This is a genomic window from Pedobacter sp. NO84 (assembly GCF_059703915.1).
This window is the reverse complement of sequence record NZ_AP046575.1, coordinates 972473-989160: the sequence shown is the minus strand read 5'-3', so window position 1 is coordinate 989160 and position 16688 is coordinate 972473. Positions and strand designations below refer to the sequence as shown.

Genomic DNA, 16688 nt, shown 5'->3' with positions numbered 1-16688 from the left:
TTAATTGTTTATCCCGATAGCTATCGGGAGGTCAATGTTAACTGTAAACTGAAAACTGGTTAACTGGAACCGATCACTCCTTCGGCAGTTCTATATAAAAGATTGTTCCTGTTCCTTCTTCACTTTCAAACCATACTTTACCGCCATGGAGGGTAACGATTGATTTAATAATGCTCATTCCCAATCCGCCAGATTCTTCACCATCTAGGCCAGACTTCAAGGCTTTCTCGCCCCTATCAAATAATCCTTCTTGCAAAGTTTGTGGTATCCCGATGCCATTATCCGTTACGCTTACCAATACGGTGTCTTGTTTATTTTGGATCTTAATATCGATAATACCACCAAAACCGGTGAATTTAATGGAATTGGAAATCAGATTATTTATCACCTGAAGAAACTTCATGCTGTCTAAAAAGAGATAGACTTTATCATCAGAGCTACTGAATCTGAAATCTTTTAGCTCGCGCAGGTGCGATTTTTTATAAAAACGAACTACATCCTCGATTTCCCATACCAGATCGGCACGTTCTTTCTTTAATTCAATTACCGAAGATTTTAGAAACTCATGGTTAACCATACTTCTAATTAACTTCATATTGCGCTCGCACATCTCCTTAATAAAGGAAAGCGAATCCATTATCTCATTATTTCCAAGTGGAAGGAGTTCTTTTTCCATGGCACTTGCCGTAAGACGCATCATACCTAGAGGTTCCTTTAAATCGTGCGACAAGACTTCAAGTGTGGCGTTTTTACGGGCATTGATTTGCTCAATATGTATTTTATTATGTTTAGCTACGGTAATATCTTCAATAATGCCCGATATCGTAATATCGTCTCCATTATTAAGCGGAAAGATAGAACCGAGTAAATATTTCTCCTCACCATTTACCATTAATCTGATCTCATATTTTTTGGCTACCAAATCTTCTAGGCACTCCTCATAGCAAGAGCGTACGTGGTCTCGGTCTTCGGGGTGGATAGCTGCTATCAATTGTTCCGGATCATGCTGTATGCTCTCCCTAGTGATTGCGAATATCTTCGAAAAAGATCCATTTAGGTAAATAAATGTAGAAGTTGAAGTACTAAAAATAAAATAACCATCATTTGATATTTCGCCCATTTGGCAAAACAACTGATTGTTCAATTCGTTCATAATTTTGAGGATAGTAAAAATAGATTACTTATATAAAACATCAGCAATCCCAATAAGTTTGTTTATGCAAAACTATAAAAGTAGGTAAACAGCTGCTTTTCGATTAGCCTTATTTATTCAGCAAGAAAAAATAAGTTGCCGCTCTCCACCGTAGGTGCAAAAACCCGTTCTTAGCCTCAAAATTATCATAAATTGTAGCTAAAGAAAATTTATTTCTTAACTATTTTTTCACTGATTCCTTAGTCTGATTAACTATACATTTTTCTTAAAGAATGTGTTGTTTTTCTTTGATTAATATAGAACTGAAGATTAAAATCTTAAAAATTTGGGGCGAAAGCTCCGTATTTGTACGCAAATAAATACGGGAAATGATGCAGTTTGGATAAAAACTATTTTTTGGGAACAACTATTGTATTTTAAGAAATATAAAATTAAATCATATGCCTACATCTCTATCTTTTAATTCATTGCTTGAGGAGCACACTCCTATTTTAAGAAACTTTGCCTTCAAATTTACTCATGATTCTGCAGTGGCTGATGATCTTTATCAAGATACAATGCTTAAAGCCATTAGGTATTATGATCAATTTAAAGAAGGTACAAACATCAAAGGCTGGTTATTTACCATCATGCGCAATACTTTTATTAATGATTACAGACGTGATGTACGTAAAAACGCATTGATCACTCAGGAAGAAGAACTATCATCTGCCCATCTTATGAGAAGTTCTTCTATTAATGCAGCCGAAGGAAAATTTGCGATGGCCGATATACAACGTACCCTCTCGAAACTTCCAAAATGCTATTATGATCCATTTATGCGCTATTTTGAAGGGTATAAATATCATGAGATTGCAGATGAAATGGATATTCCGATCGGTACAGTTAAAACACGGATTCATATGGCAAGATTAATCCTTAAAAAACAACTTAAACCTTATAAAAGATAATACCCACACATCTACCAATGAAACCTAAGCCCTGTGATTTTATCATGGGGCTTTGTAGTAGTTTACAGTTGTAGCAGCAAGTTTTAAGGACATTATAAGAGAGGGTGCTCTATTAATGTAGAATGTTTCGCATCTAGCACCTCAATTTCCTTTCGGTTCAAATATCTTCCCCCACTCCATTGTAGATGGTCAGGCCATGCTTCATTTGAAGATGTGGTTTTTCTCATTCCGCGTTTAATGGCAAATATGTTTAATAATTTGGCGATTAATGCTATTACCATCGATCATGTTTTTTTGGTTTCGTATGTTAATTACGTTAGCGAAGGAACAAACGCTGGGAAAAAAGCTTCTTAAAAAAAATATTTTAATTTACCCAGCATTTGGCAATTTTGATACGTAATATAATTTAGGAACGCTAAATTAGTTGACCCCAAAGCGCATTAATGACCCCTCCTTTAGAGCAGATCACATTATTGGTAAAAGGTTGTATAGCCAACGAACGCTCAGCGCAGGAAGGTCTATATAAACTCTATTATGCGCAAATGATGCGTTTATGTTGCAGATATTTGAAGACCAACGAGCTTGCCAAAGAAGCATTGAATGGGGGTTTCTTAAAGGTTTATCAGCATATTCACTCCTATCAGACCAGCAAAGGCGAATTGGGTGCATGGATCCATACAATCATGGTAAGAACCTGCATTGATTTGGCAAGAAAAGAAGAAAAATTTACCGCCCTTACTGATCAGGCAATAACCAATGAATATATTTTCGAAGAGCCTATCATTTTACACAAATTATACGCAGAAGAAATACTGTACTACATCAGACAGCTACCTACGGTTACCCAATTGGTTTTCAATTTGGCTGTAATTGACGGTTATTCGCACAAGGAGATAAGCGAGAAATTAAAAATGACACAAAGTACCTCAAGGTGGCACCTATCAGAAGCAAAAAAACAACTGAGGGTGCTCTTAACACCTAAGGGCTTAGATAATGATGAACAAACTGAAAACAAGAACAAATGAAAAATTCAGCATGGGATCATAAACTTTGGTCAGAAAAACTTGATCAACTTCGCTTAACAGAGGAGGCTGATACCACATGGCAAGACATGAAGCAACTACTTGACGAAAACTTGCCCGAGGGAATTAACACTCCGTGGGCAAAACCCTCAAGAATTAATAAAGCGAACTTATTTTTCATTATTGCCGTTATCATAGCCATAATTGCTGTTTTTGTTGCAATAGTTTACCATTCAACATCAACCCCTATTCGTAATCTAAATACGCCCAAAAACAATCATTCACTATCAAATTTACAACATTCTATAAAAAAGGAAATCAAAAACAGTGCTGAAATATTGGATACCGCATCTATGCGCTATGTTTCTAAAATCCTTGTTATTCCATCATCGGAGAATACATCCTCTTCGAGCACAGGGGTAAATCCGGGTTTAAAAAGAAAATTTGCAGCTAGCAAATCGACAAAAAAATTAATAGGCGAAAGCGAAAAGGCACTGGTAATCACTCGCTCAGCAGGTAACAATAGCCAATTGGTAACAATGCATACTACAAAGGAATTAGACCAAGAATCAGAGGTGAAATCAATGGTATCTGTCCCCATTGAAAATGAGCAAAATGGTAAAGACACGGTAAAAAAGAAATTTGATAATTTAACTCTTCCCACTACTCAGCCCAAAGCCAATTCAGCCGACATTTTACCAAGCAGCATTAATGTACACACTTACTATTCAAACAGTTTAGTCGAAGCATCAGAAGCCACACAAACGTCAGCATTTATTTCGACCCCCGCTTCAAAAAAAGAAGCTCGGATAACAAAACAGAAAATAGTAAAGCAAAAGTCTAGTAAGAGTAGAGAGCCACAGCCTTTTCTCAGTTTGGGACTAAGTGCTGGCACAAGCTTAGGGCGTATACCTAATCAGTTTTTAGGGGCTGATGCATCATTAAAAATTAACAATCACATCCGGATCAATCCCGGTCTTGTTTTACATCAGAACCGGCAAATTTCTGGGAACATTATTCATCCAAGTTATTATAAACCGGATTCTATTGCGCCATTTTCTATCAGCGATACTCGAAAAATAGATGTCCTCTCCCTCCCCTTAACTATTCAAGTAAAAGCTACCAACTCACTGAGCGTTAATGCTGGCCTGGCATTTAATATCCTGCAAAAGCAATATGGAGCTACCACTAAAATTAGCACCATGCCTGATAAACGTGATACGCTAAACCAAAGTCTTTTTGTGAACAGAAGCCTGCAACAAACTCAGTTTCTACATGCTAATCTAGGCTTACATCTTGGAGTTGGCTACGAATATCGAGGATTTAAATTAACCGCAATGTATGTAAACAATTTCAAAAGCTATCAGGTTACATCCCCTCTAGGCAGTTACAGTACCTCATTTCAAGCATTTCAACTAGGTGTAGGTTATCAGTTCAAGCCATTTAAAAAAGGAAAGAAAAATGTTAAGAAAAAAAACCTACCTCCCCAACATTAAGTGTAAGTACCGTATATAAACAGTTGATGATTATATCGGCTACGTAGGATAACGTTTAGAAGGTATACCCTTCTATAAACGCCTTCCTAGAAACCATATGTAAATAAGCGTAATCTCCCGAAAGCTGTTTCCTATGCTTTAGCTGGTACAAAAAATAGCCGCCGAAATCAATAATAATGGGGCATTTGGCCTCAAACCAAACCCTATGGGGATGTCTCCAGCAAAAAGAGTAATAATGAGAAGTGAGGGGAATGTTTCTTAATTCGGGATGGTGAAATGTAAGTGTCTTTGGTTTCGTTAACTTGGCTATCACTTCACTTTTTCTTACCATGGTGAGATTTGCGGTATGGCTAAATTCAAAGTCCGATATCAACGGATCAGCTATATCTGGTAAGGCTTTTAGTACTCTAAATCCTTTAAATTTTTTACCGTTAAGGATCCAAACGAGTTTGGGGTAAAAGGATTCTCGGCTGCTTAGCTCATGAAGGGTGATTGGGGAGTTTTGGAATTCGATTGTGGTGCCACATGCTGTATGTACATCCGCCCTGTGCAACTGACCTAGAACAGGATCTAAAAAAGTTCTTTCCCTAAAGTTACAGGGAAACGCGTTTTTCCAGTCCCTATGCCAGGCCGTTTCACCAAAATAATTCGGCAACTTCGCAGGGGCTGATAAGTGAATAGGTTGGATCTCGCTCATCTCTTGAGATTTTATATCACCACCCTAAAGGTTAGATTAAGCCTAGGTTTCATGGGTTTAGTAGATTTTGCGATGCGATGGTCCCATTTTGATTGCAGATCGCCTTTCATCAGCAATAGCGACCCATGTTCTAAACGAACCGAAAATTTTTCGGCGTGGTTCTGTTTGTTGCGAATATCAAAAGAACGTACTTGTCCAAAGGTTACAGATGCAATTGTGGGGTGGGTACCAAGCGCTTTTTCATTATCGCTGTGCCATGCTACCGAATCCTGGCCATCACGATAATAATTTAACAGTACGCTATTAAAGGTTAGACCGGCAATAGGCTCAATCAAATTTTTAATTTCTAGGAGATCAGGTGTCCAAGGATTGGGTGCTGATTTGCGCAATGAAGAATAATCATAGGTAGCTGCATCGGCAAACCATGCCGAAAGCCATGGTGTAACTACTTGTTTATCATACATATTCACTACTTTTTGTACCCAAGGTGTTTCTCTGATAAACTTTTCCATCAGCTTGGCTCCCCACTCCTCATTTATAAAATTTGCCCTATAATCTAATACCGACGTAGGAAGCCCATGGGTCTGTCCACACTCCTTAAAAAAACTAAGTTGCTCCATCATTTAAATCCCGTAATTATGACTACACAAAATTATAGTATTTGACTGATAAATTTAACTAAAAGGTAAATAAAAACTAATATTTTTAGTAAAAAGCAAGCACTAATAATAAGTTATTATTTATTTGGGTCTTCGAGAGCCTGAGATTGGCAACAGCAAGTACTATGAACTATAGACTAAGAACTACACCCTAAATCTTTACTCGCTGTAAAATAGCAGTAACTTTTGGTGATAAAAGCTGCACATCATGATTTTCGAACAAAGGGATCTGCATAAAATCCCCTGCAGACATTAGTCTAACCTGCTCGCCAATGGTACATTTACATTCGCCTTCGAGTATCAAAAAGCTTTCGTGTTCTACCAGGTGCACTTCTTGTTCAATATCAGTTGTAGACACTATCAATACTTGCATCACTTCTTCGTCATGGCGCAATACACGAATGTGTCTTCCTTCATCTAGTGGCATTTCCCCAAAACGAGAAAGCAGTTTAAGCCAATCTTTGTAGTTTGAATAGGGATTGATGAGCGGTAGATTAGCAGGATCCATCTCTTTTTCCTTTTGTAGATTATCTATCGAATCTAAAAGCTGCCGTTTTAGTCTTGGAGATGGTTCGATAGCGTTTTTATCAGCATACTGTTCAAAAGCGAGCTCAATCTGTTCTAGCTCATTGGCAAGTTCCGGATAAATTGCTAGATAATGGGTTACTTCAGCTCTTTCTGCTTCGCCTAACTGGCCCATTGCAAAAAGCTCTAAAATCCCACTTTCTATATATGCTTTGATGTTCAAATCCTTTTGTTTAGATGCCGAAGAATGTTCTAAAATAGAATTTATTTTATCTTTAAGCAAATCGTTTGCGTTTAAATTGATTGCTAGTTTTAAATTGAATTTTGATTGCTCAAAGTTAGTCCCTATTGGATCCTTTGGATGTTTTATGCTTTAAATTCTATGGTAAACTTTGTTCCCACATCAAGTTTACTGTTAACAGTTATATTTCCTTTTAGCTGTTCAACCTGCATTTTAACCATATACAGTCCCATACCTTTTCCTTCAATATGCAAGTGGAAGCGTTTATAAAGTCCGAACAATTCTTCATGGTACCTTTCGAGGTCTATGCCCATTCCATTATCTTCAAACTCTAGGATTAGTTTCCCCTTCTCCGCCCTACTGCTAACCTTTATAACTGTAGCTACATTTGTTTTTCGATATTTGATACTGTTTAATATCAAGTTATGAAAGATACTATGCAAATAAGTTTTAAAGCAATATATATGATCCAACTTAGAGAAATCACTTGTCAAAGTTACATTGCAATCTACAATTAGGTTGGTGATACCGATTTTTATATCTGCAAAAAGTTCGTTAAGGTTAACCTGTTGTTTTGCTTCGGTGCTCCCATTTTTTATGTTTAAGATAAAATTGAGGTCGCTTATTACCGCATCAAGTTTACTTGTCGAAATGGTAAGTGCAGATAGTATGTCTGATCCATCTTTTCCGGTAGTTTCTGGATTGAGGAGTGAAATAAGCGACATGATATTGGCAAGTGGAGCTCTCACATTATGAGAAACCACATAAGAAAACTGTTCCAGATCTTTATTGCGATCCATTAGGTCGGCAATTATGTTAATCCGTTCTGTTTCAGCATTTTTTTGATCAGTGATATCGAGGTAAATGCCCAGCATGCTCCTTGCGGTATCGCCAGAAAGTGTATAAGGAACTTTTAACGTTTGAAAATACTTTGTGCTTCCATCTTCATCTACCAATTTAAGTTCGGGAATGGTTAAGCTTATCCCAGTGGTAATTACGTGTTGATCCTCCTCTAGGAATTTATGCCTGTTTTTGTTGTGTTCTACCCCTTGATGCTTAGGGTTTTGGAGAAACTGCTCAGGCGATTCTCCAGAAAGCTTCGCAAAACTATTGTTTACAAAGAGGAATTTTCCCTGCATATCCTTTACAAAGATCCCTTGTGGAATGAGATCCATTATAAGTTGGAGATTTTTTTCAGACTGAGTTCTTGCCCCTTCCGATTCCTTAATTTCAGTAATATCGTGTGCTACGCCATGGAGGCCGGTAACCTTACCTTGTGCATCAAATTCGTATTCTCCTTGCGAATAGACATGCCTGATTTTTCCATCCTTTCTAATTATCCTATGGTAGATGGCTGAGCTTTCAAATGAAGCCTTTACTTCGTTGATTGTAGACATTACATTGGGCAAATCATCAGGGTGAACCATCTCGAGCCAACCGTCATAGGGATGGTTATTATCGCATAAATCAAGACCATAAATCTTACACAGCTCTTCAGACCAAGTCGAAACACCTGTTGTAAAATCAATTTCAAAGCTTCCTACATGAGCAATTGATTGGGCCTGTTTAAGCCGCAGTTCTGAGTGTCGGTGCTTTTTTTCGGCCACTTCCCTTAAACGTTCCTTTTCGAAGATATCCAATGCAAAAGAGATATTATCAGCAACCTCTTTTAAAAGCCTGTATTCTTTTTCGTCGAACAGATTGGGCTGTGATGAATAGAGGTTTAATGTACCAATTAGTTCTCCACTTCTAGTGATTGGTAGGATCATAAAGGATTTGATTGCATTAACATCCGCAAAGATTCTCCAACTTGGAAGTTTTAATTCATCGATATCATTGCATACAAATGGTCTTCCTGTTTTTACAACTTGGTACATTGGACCCTTCTCATTTACCTCAGCATTTTTAAAACTTGCTAAGTATTCCTTTCCTATTCCCTTGCTTTCTGAAAGTGTAACCATAGATTTATCGGCATTGAACAATCCCACCCAAGCCATTTTGAACTGCCCATATTCGGTAGCTATTCTGCATGTTTCTATAAATACTTCCCGATCGGTACGGGTTTGCACAATCACCTGGTTAATTTGGCTCGTAAATGCATAAAGTCTATTCGCATTGTTTATTTTTTCTTCGGCAAGCACACTGGTTGTTACATCCCTAAAATTATCCACTATTCCTTTAATATTAGGATCATGGAGCATATTGGTAACCACTGCTTCATACCAGTGCCATGTACCATCGCCGTGCAGCATTCTACCTTTGTGCCCGATAACCGGAACTCCGGGCTGGACCATTACACGTTCCATTACGAGTTGGAGGGCTCCAATATCATCAGGATGGGCAATAGATAAAATATCCAAATTTAAGGCCTCCTTAACAGTATAGCCAAGCACCTTGTGTATAGAGGTTGAAACATGCACTAATTTTCCTTTTTTATTAATGATGACTACCGCATCACCGGCATTTTCAAGAAGGGTTTGATACCTACTCCTTAGCCGTTTTAGTCGATGGAGCACATACAAGAACATTACTAGCATGAGCGCAAAAATGATAATAATTATATCCGGCACCATCTTACCAGATTTAAGTGTAATTGACCAAACACGAAATTAAATTCGAGGAAATTGGGCATGCAACGTGCGTCATGACCATACATAGTTATAGGGATTTGATTTAAGTAGGGACTTAAATATACAAAATAAAATGTGGGATGGAAATAAAAGGTCGAATTTAACTACCCCATGCCTCCTTGCGAAAGGAAGATTTACAATCTTGACTATTTCCTTTTCTGCACTATTGGGCCTGTCTGCGTTTAATGATCAGATTTTGAACATTCTTAATTGCAAAAAGAAAATTAAATCCTTATCGGCATAAAACCAAAAGCTTTTCAAACCTAAAGTATTAAAAAATGTTATCCTTACAATGAATGATGTTTTAGAAAGATTTATTGCCGCTCAGGCTCAAAATTATGCCACAGCACTTGCAGAAATTAAGAGTGGTAAAAAACGTAGCCATTGGATGTGGTATATCTTCCCGCAGATAAAAGGTCTTGCACAGAGTGATACAGCCAATTATTATGGTATTAATAATATGCAAGAAGCTGAAAATTATTTAAGCCACCCTATTCTTGGGAAGAGATTAATCGAGATTAGCACCGCTTTACTTGAACTCGAAAGTAATGATACCTATATAATCTTTGGAACTCCTGATGATCTTAAGCTTAAATCGTGTATGACACTTTTTTCTTACGTCCCTAGTGCTGATCCTGTATTTAGACAAGTATTAAATAAATTTTTTGACGGTAGCGAAGATAAACGCACGTTGGACATCTGCGGTTTACTTTAAAACCGACAGTGTATAATGCATTTGAACCATATAAGAAATATAAGGTCATTTAAGTTAACGCAATATCTTATATTTTCTTAAATGTCTTCCCGATAGCTCCAAAGGAGTGCCTGTGGCACTATCGGGATGGTTCAACTATTACTTAATTAAACATTGTGCTCCTCAGGGGCCTGATTATTATCTAGTTGTACGGGGAGAATTGATAGATTCTTTAACAACTGTTATCGCCATAACTGGTTCCATTATTTCCCTAAAAACCAAGTTGATGTTTAGTTGTACCTCTTCTGGCTTTGAAACCATGGCAAATCTTACATTGGGTTGTTGGTAAAAATTAAAGAAACTTGCTGATTTAATGGTTTTTGTACCGTTAAACGTTATGCTCTGATCTTTATTCGTAGTTATATCAAAATCCATGCTTACTTTATAACTATCGGTGCCGTTGTCTAAAACAGCGCAAATAAATACCTTTTTCATAATGGGTAGCACCATAGTATGGGTAATCTCCAATCTGATCTGATTGGGATCACTATTTAGAGATGAGTTACTTGAAGATGGCAAACCGAATTTTAGCGTATTAATTTCATCTAGCACACCATTGTAAAAGGTAAAATCGCCTTTGGCCTCTAATAAACTGGATGCTAAAGTGCTACTGTATTGGTTGCCTCCCGAAATCTTAATATCACCATCCGCTTTATATCTCATTTGGGCGGACGCATTGCCAGCGAAGATAATTCCGATAATAATAAAGAAAGCAAGCGAAATACTTTTCAGATAGTTTCTTGAGGGTACTGGGATGTGTAAGTTTTCCATAATTAAGTTCTTCCCTTATTTTGTAAACCTTAATTTAAGCAAGAAATTCATCCGTCACAAGATCGGGATGATTTTGTTTAGGTGATAAAAGGTAACAATGCTGTCAGGGATACCAACACTATTATTCTTTTTCTAAACATAGGAAAAAAAACAATAGTTTATACACAATAAATAAAAAATATTCTATTCTATTAATATTCAAACGATTAAAATGTACTGATTCGCGAATCGGTATAGCAATTGAAATATTGATGTAAGAGGTAATATAGAAAATGGAAGATGGCAAACTCCTTCCATCTTACCTTTTACATCTTATGTCTTTGCTATATTCCTCTTAAAGACCTTATAGATAACATAAAAAGTTATCAGCGATAATGCGATGAGTATCGCGTAGCTGTAAGTCAGGTTCAGTTCGTCTTTTGGCGGAATGACGGAGATTACACCGTAACTTAGAATTGAAACAATTACGTAATTAATTCCGCCTGTTAAACCGCCTGCAATCCCAGCGTTTTTGGGGAATCGGCTTAAACAGAACGTAAAAAAGGTATTGAACGAAAAACCCGAGCAAGCGTGGATCAGAAAGGCAAAAAATACCAACGAATAAATATTAGCCACAAAATTAAGGCTTAAGAACATGGCCAAACAGCTTAAAGCCTGGATCGCTAAATTGATAGAGAGTTTGGTGGCAAAGGGCCTATGAAGTGTGGTTTTACTCGTTAATCCCCCCACCATTACTGCGGCTCCTAATATCAACGACGAATATCCAGCTACAATGGGGGTTAGCCTAAGTTGGTGTTCAATAATAAAAGGTCCGGTCATGTTATAGATCATTACCATCCCGTAGGATAGCCCTAACATTACTATACCCAATGTAAAACTTGTAGTTTTAATCATATCGGCATATACAGTTGCAATCTTCTTGAAACTAAACTCCATGCGTTGCTTTATCGTTTCTCCGCTAAAGATTAATTCGAGCACAAGGATGATCACCGCAAACACAGCCAAGAAATAAAAATTAGATTGCCAGCCAAAGTAGCTTTGAAGATATCCGCCAGCAAATGGCGCAATAATTGGCGCGGTTGCCCAAATAATCGAAAATAGACTGAGGTAATGCTTTAGCTGATCGCCAGAAAACACATCTACAAAATAGGCCCGCTTTGAAACAACAATAGCGCCCACGGTAATACCATGCACAATTCTAAGCACATAAATAAAATAAATATTGGATGTATTGGCAATAAGAATACTTGCTATGGCAAAAATTACTAGACTAACAAGATTGATACGGTATCTACCGAAACTATCCAGCAAACTTCCCACAAACAGTTGCGAAATACCATAGCTGATCAAGAACATCCCTAAGGTTAACTGCACCTGCATACTGCTTACGTTCAGCGTTTCGGCCATGGTAGGGAGAGAAGGAATATAGATATCAGTGGCAAAACCTGATAATGGAATAAGCGCAAAGGCCAAAATCGTTGCCATGCGTCGATTTTCGGGCCGTAATAATTTAGTATTCAAAGGACCGGGTTAAGGCCACAAAGATAGACTTAGGGCGTGCAATTTTAGGACTTATAAAAAACATGAGATTGTAATAAAAATAAACTGAATTTAATTTTTTTACCATCCCTGCCTGCTGGCAGACAGATAAGACATCCAGCGCATCTTAGTTTTAATAGCTAAGTTTTTATCCCCAAAATGTCAGTCTGAGCGAAGTCGAAGACTAATTAAGTTCTTCAATAACTTCATTAGGACAAACTTTGGACATTTGCTAACTCTAAACTGATAACTGAAAACTCTCTACTCGATTATTCCTATATTGGGCATCTAATTTAATGACATGAATTATACTCCTTCAGCCACCAGGTATCAGCACATGCAATACAACAGATGTGGCCACAGCGGCATAAAATTGCCGGCAATCTCTTTAGGTTTATGGCATAATTTCGGGAATGTAGATGATCCAAAAAACTTTAGGGAAATTCTTTTACATGCCTTTGATAACGGCATTACCCACTTTGATTTAGCCAATAACTATGGTCCGCCTCCTGGCTCTGCAGAAGAAAATTTTGGAAAGATTATGGCCTCAGACTTTAAACATCACAGAGATGAGATGATAATTTCAACTAAAGCGGGCTATACCATGTGGGATGGGCCCTATGGCGATTGGGGCTCCAAAAAATATTTGGTTTCGAGCTTAGACCAAAGTTTAAAACGAATGGGAATTCCTTATGTGGATATATTTTATCACCATAGACCAGATCCGGCAACGCCATTAGAAGAAACGATGACCGCCTTAGACCTTATTGTGCGACAGGGGAAGGCATTATATGTGGGCCTCTCCAATTATAATCCGAACGAAACGCGTGACGCAATTGATATCTTAAACCAGTTAGGTACGCCATGCCTTATCCACCAACCCAAATACTCAATGTTTGAACGAACTCCAGAGAAAGGGTTATTTAGCGTTCTAGAAGATGAAAAAGTAGGCTGTATCCCTTTTTCGCCCCTGGCACAAGGGATGTTAACCAACAAATACCTTAAAGGAATTCCAGCAACATCACGCGCTGCCAAAGCCACGGGATTTTTACAAACCGAAGCCATAACCGCAGCGAAGGTTGCTCAGATTAACCTATTAAACCAACTCGCGATCAGCCGAAACCAATCGCTTGCACAGATGGCATTGGCCTGGGTATTAAGACAGAAATGTGTAACTTCAGTTTTGGTTGGAGCGAGCAGTTCGGCCCAGTTAACAGATTCGATAAAAACGTTAAACAATTTTGAATTTAGTGAAGATGAGCTTAAGAAGATTGAGGAGGTTTTGAAGGCTGAATAAACGAACTTCCCAGCAATCCTTTGGGCACATTTAATTCTCCAGTGGCAAAATCAATAATACCATTCTTTTCGTCCTCTATATTGGTGGCCTGCGTATATACATCGCCTGCAATGGCATGTTTTCTCAGTTCTTGCTTAAATAATGAGATTTGTGATGCACGCTCTTGCCCATCATTTGGCCCGCCATAGTTTGCAAAGCCGAAGCCTCCCCATTCGCTAATGATAATTGGAACTTGTTTGCGAAAGAAGAACGGATCGCCAACGGTGAGCGGAAAAGCGGCCACACCTTCCATCTGGCCATTCTCCAATTCGCTAAGTAGGTTAGCCCAACGTTCTAGCTCTGCGGTATAGATGTGCACGGTTAACAAATCAGATTTTAGTCTCCCTTCGAAGCTTACATGTTGCCAGCCATCATTATCAACAACCAAAAACTGGGGGTAAGCAATCTGCATAAAATGATACAGGCCCATAATGTAGGTTCGGGTTACCTGATTGGTGGCAATATCCTGAGCGCCCCAGTCTTCATTATATAGACTCCAGATTACAACTGAGGGATGAGTGGCGATCAGAGCAAGCATACGCAACAATTCGGCCTGATGGTTGATCCTACTTTTCTCGCTTGAATTATGTGGACTGGGCACTTCAACCCAGAGCAACAATCCTAATTTATCGGCCAGGTTATAGATCCGAGGGTCTACCCCTGCAATATGTATGCGTACTAAATTGCAGCCCAATTCTTTCATGGCATACATATGCCGCTTAATTTCTTCATAGCTAGCATTTCCTGGTTGATACAGAATTCCATCCAAATAAATTGATTTATTGTTCAGGTAAATATGCTTCCCCCTGGCCTCGATCTTACGTAAACCAAAATTTGTTTCAATTTGGGCAACGTTATTTTTTTCATCTATCAACTCAGCAACAAGGGTATAAAGGTGTGGGTTTTCTGGCGACCAGAGTTCTGCACCAGGTATTTCTATAACCAAACGTTGAGATTTCTGTCCGGCATCTAACTTTAAAGTAAAGCTATCCGTAGTTATCGGCTCCTCGCCTTCTTGCTTGCGATGATAGATTTTTAATTTTATGGTATACGTTCCAGGATCATGGATACGGGTGGTTAGGTTAAATCTTACTAAATTATCTTCAACAATGCTTACCACACCTAAGCGCGAGCGTAATCTGTTGCGTTCAACCGTTTCGAGCCAAACGCTTCTAACAGCGCCAGTATAGGTTTGGTACCAGATACCACCTCGTTTATACACATATGATTCTTGCTTCCCTCTGGGCACATCCGCATCCATTGTGTCTTCTATCCTAACGGTGAGCCGGTTTTCTTTGCGCAAACTTTTTTCATTCAATTCATAAGAAAAAGAAGTATAGCCTCCCGTATGGATTTCCTCACCTTCAATCGTTTTTAAAGGGATACCATTAAGCCATACTCGAGTGGCATAACCGCAGGCGCCAAAAGTTAGCTGCAACAGATCCTGCTTTTCATCTTCTGGTATCACCGGTATCGGAAACGTTCTCTCGTACCATACCACGATCTTATCTTGCCAAGATCTCCCTTCTTTTAGCCCCCTTGCATTTTCAATGTGGGTTTCGATAGTGCCGGGCCAATTTGCCACGTTAGTATAATTGTGCCCAAGGTGCCATCCACTTTGCAGTCCCAAATCATCGTTGTCTATATCAAATTGCCATTGTCCATCTAAAATGATAAACGTATTAGGCCTAATTACAGCCCTAGGGAGGGGATTTAATACAATTTGTTGATTAGAAGTTTCTTCTTTGGCTTTTGATAAGCCATAATTTGGATGGTCAGAATTCATATGAGCTTGTTTACACTCTAATACGCGTAGTTGGACTAAATGTTTGGATAATCTAAAAATCTTGGGCGCAAGGCCGGTTTGGGAGACCAAAAAAGATAGTTGTATCTGCCCTATGTTTCTATGTAGTGAATAAATTTACCATTAAGATATTAAGGTTACTCGGACAAACCCAACCTTATATATCTTATATGTCTTATATGTTTAACAAATATGTGCCCTATGTTTCTATGTGGTATAATAAATGAACCATATAAGACATATAAGGAATATAAGAGGTTGCAGCCTTATATGTCTTCCCGATAGCTATCGGGAAGTTTAACAGTCGGGAGATGGAAGAGGATCACCTATGTGCCCATGTTTCTATGTGTGAATAAATTTACCATTAAGATATTAAGGTTACTCGGACAAACCCAACCTTATATATCTTATATGTCTTATATGTCTTATATGTTTAACAAATATGTGCCCTATGTTTCTATGTGGTGAAATAATAAAGGTAAACCCTTAAGAAATAGGGCATTCAGACAATCGCAAAGCTTATATGCCTTATATGTCTTATATGTTTAAATTGGGATATGGAAAGAGGAAAGTTCTATGGCCCTATGTTTCTATGTGGTGGAATAAATGAACCATCCCGATAGTGCCACAGGCACTCCTTTGGAGCTATCGGAAGATATATAAGGAATATAAGAGGTCGGTCCGCTCCTCCCCAAAGAATTTGTTTTTGAAGCTTTGCGTTTAAAAATTTGGCCTTCTAATAAGTCATCCAACTGATTAGGGTCACGAAAGCCAATTTTGGAACAAAAAAAAACATCCGCCAAAAGGCGGATGCTTCTCAATTTATGAAGGAAAAACTCTTAGTCTATCTTAACATTAACTGCGTTCAGGCCTTTTTTGCCTTGTTCGATATCATAACTTACCGCATCATTCTCACGAATTTGATCGATTAGGCCTGATACATGTACAAATATTTCGGCATCACCGTTTGAAGGTGTGATAAATCCAAAACCTTTTGTCTCATTGAAAAATTTTACTGTTCCTTGTTGCATTATATTGTAAATTAATAAGTTGCAAAGATACATTAATTTTCTGTAATTCGCAACAAAAGGCACAATTCTCTCTTTAAAGC

15 protein-coding genes are annotated in these 16688 nt (G+C 38.1%); 5 read left to right on the top strand and 10 right to left on the bottom strand.

Features of this window, described 5'->3' with window-relative positions; translation table 11 throughout:
* Positions 1–73: 73 nt before the first annotated feature.
* The gene (locus AC6H0V_RS04355; protein WP_497562491.1) at positions 74–1153 is read right to left on the bottom strand and encodes a PAS domain-containing sensor histidine kinase; all 1080 of its coding nucleotides are present in this window, start codon (positions 1151–1153) and stop codon (positions 74–76) included.
* A 440-nt stretch (positions 1154–1593) separates the two neighbouring features.
* Between AC6H0V_RS04355 and AC6H0V_RS04350 the strand changes: the two genes are divergently transcribed.
* Entirely contained in the window at positions 1594–2103 is a 510-nt protein-coding gene (locus AC6H0V_RS04350) for an RNA polymerase sigma factor (protein WP_497562490.1), read from the top strand.
* A gap of 92 nt (positions 2104–2195) precedes the next feature.
* Here the strand turns inward: AC6H0V_RS04350 and AC6H0V_RS04345 are convergent, their stop codons facing one another.
* A complete protein-coding gene (locus AC6H0V_RS04345; RefSeq protein WP_497562489.1) occupies positions 2196–2384 on the bottom strand; it encodes a hypothetical protein in 189 nt (62 codons plus the stop codon).
* 162 nt (positions 2385–2546) lie between these two features.
* Here AC6H0V_RS04345 and AC6H0V_RS04340 point away from each other — a divergent pair, with 162 nt between their 5' ends.
* Both AC6H0V_RS04340 and AC6H0V_RS04335 read left to right on the top strand, forming a co-directional pair.
* Positions 2547–3128 (top strand): RNA polymerase sigma factor, encoded by a 582-nt coding sequence (locus AC6H0V_RS04340; RefSeq protein ID WP_497562488.1) that lies wholly within the window; start codon positions 2547–2549, stop codon positions 3126–3128.
* Positions 3125–4621, top strand: coding sequence for a hypothetical protein (locus AC6H0V_RS04335; protein ID WP_497562487.1), 1497 nt, complete (start codon positions 3125–3127; stop codon positions 4619–4621). The genes AC6H0V_RS04340 and AC6H0V_RS04335 overlap by 4 nt, the downstream gene beginning before the upstream one ends.
* 55 nt (positions 4622–4676) lie before the next feature.
* On the opposite strand, the gene AC6H0V_RS04330 is transcribed toward AC6H0V_RS04335, so the two are convergent.
* The 4 genes from AC6H0V_RS04330 to AC6H0V_RS04315 all read right to left on the bottom strand — a co-directional run bounded on the left by AC6H0V_RS04330 (position 4677) and on the right by AC6H0V_RS04315 (position 9316).
* On the bottom strand, positions 4677–5318 hold the full coding sequence (locus tag AC6H0V_RS04330; RefSeq protein WP_497562486.1) for a competence protein CoiA family protein: 642 nt from the start codon (positions 5316–5318) through the stop codon (positions 4677–4679).
* An 11-nt stretch (positions 5319–5329) separates the two neighbouring features.
* Positions 5330–5941, bottom strand: coding sequence for an alpha-ketoglutarate-dependent dioxygenase AlkB family protein (locus AC6H0V_RS04325; RefSeq protein ID WP_497562485.1), 612 nt, complete (start codon positions 5939–5941; stop codon positions 5330–5332).
* A gap of 187 nt (positions 5942–6128) precedes the next feature.
* Positions 6129–6785 (bottom strand): cupin domain-containing protein, encoded by a 657-nt coding sequence (locus AC6H0V_RS04320; RefSeq protein WP_497562484.1) that lies wholly within the window; start codon positions 6783–6785, stop codon positions 6129–6131.
* Between the two features lie 83 nt (positions 6786–6868).
* Entirely contained in the window at positions 6869–9316 is a 2448-nt protein-coding gene (locus tag AC6H0V_RS04315) for a PAS domain S-box protein (protein WP_497562483.1), read from the bottom strand.
* 349 nt (positions 9317–9665) lie between these two features.
* Here AC6H0V_RS04315 and AC6H0V_RS04310 point away from each other — a divergent pair, with 349 nt between their 5' ends.
* Complete coding sequence (locus AC6H0V_RS04310; protein ID WP_497562482.1) at positions 9666–10088, top strand: DUF1810 domain-containing protein; 423 nt, start codon at positions 9666–9668, stop codon at positions 10086–10088.
* Between the two features lie 177 nt (positions 10089–10265).
* Here AC6H0V_RS04310 and AC6H0V_RS04305 read toward each other — a convergent pair whose 3' ends face one another.
* Together AC6H0V_RS04305 and AC6H0V_RS04300 are read right to left on the bottom strand one after the other, a co-directional pair.
* Complete coding sequence (locus AC6H0V_RS04305) at positions 10266–10898, bottom strand: hypothetical protein (RefSeq protein ID WP_497562481.1); 633 nt, start codon at positions 10896–10898, stop codon at positions 10266–10268.
* A 312-nt stretch (positions 10899–11210) separates the two neighbouring features.
* Positions 11211–12419, bottom strand: a complete 1209-nt coding sequence (locus tag AC6H0V_RS04300) for an MFS transporter (RefSeq protein ID WP_497562480.1) — start codon at positions 12417–12419, stop codon at positions 11211–11213.
* Positions 12420–12738: 319 nt separating this feature from the next.
* Here AC6H0V_RS04300 and AC6H0V_RS04295 point away from each other — a divergent pair, with 319 nt between their 5' ends.
* Entirely contained in the window at positions 12739–13734 is a 996-nt protein-coding gene (locus tag AC6H0V_RS04295) for an aldo/keto reductase (RefSeq protein WP_497562479.1), read from the top strand.
* On the opposite strand, the gene AC6H0V_RS04290 is transcribed toward AC6H0V_RS04295, so the two are convergent.
* Both AC6H0V_RS04290 and AC6H0V_RS04285 read right to left on the bottom strand, forming a co-directional pair.
* Positions 13700–15559: a glycoside hydrolase family 2 protein gene (locus tag AC6H0V_RS04290; protein WP_497562478.1), complete on the bottom strand. Its 1860-nt coding sequence runs from the start codon at positions 15557–15559 to the stop codon at positions 13700–13702. The genes AC6H0V_RS04295 and AC6H0V_RS04290 overlap by 35 nt on opposite strands.
* A gap of 857 nt (positions 15560–16416) precedes the next feature.
* A complete protein-coding gene (locus AC6H0V_RS04285; RefSeq protein WP_497562477.1) occupies positions 16417–16608 on the bottom strand; it encodes a cold-shock protein in 192 nt (63 codons plus the stop codon).
* Between the last annotated feature and the right edge of the window lie 80 nt (positions 16609–16688).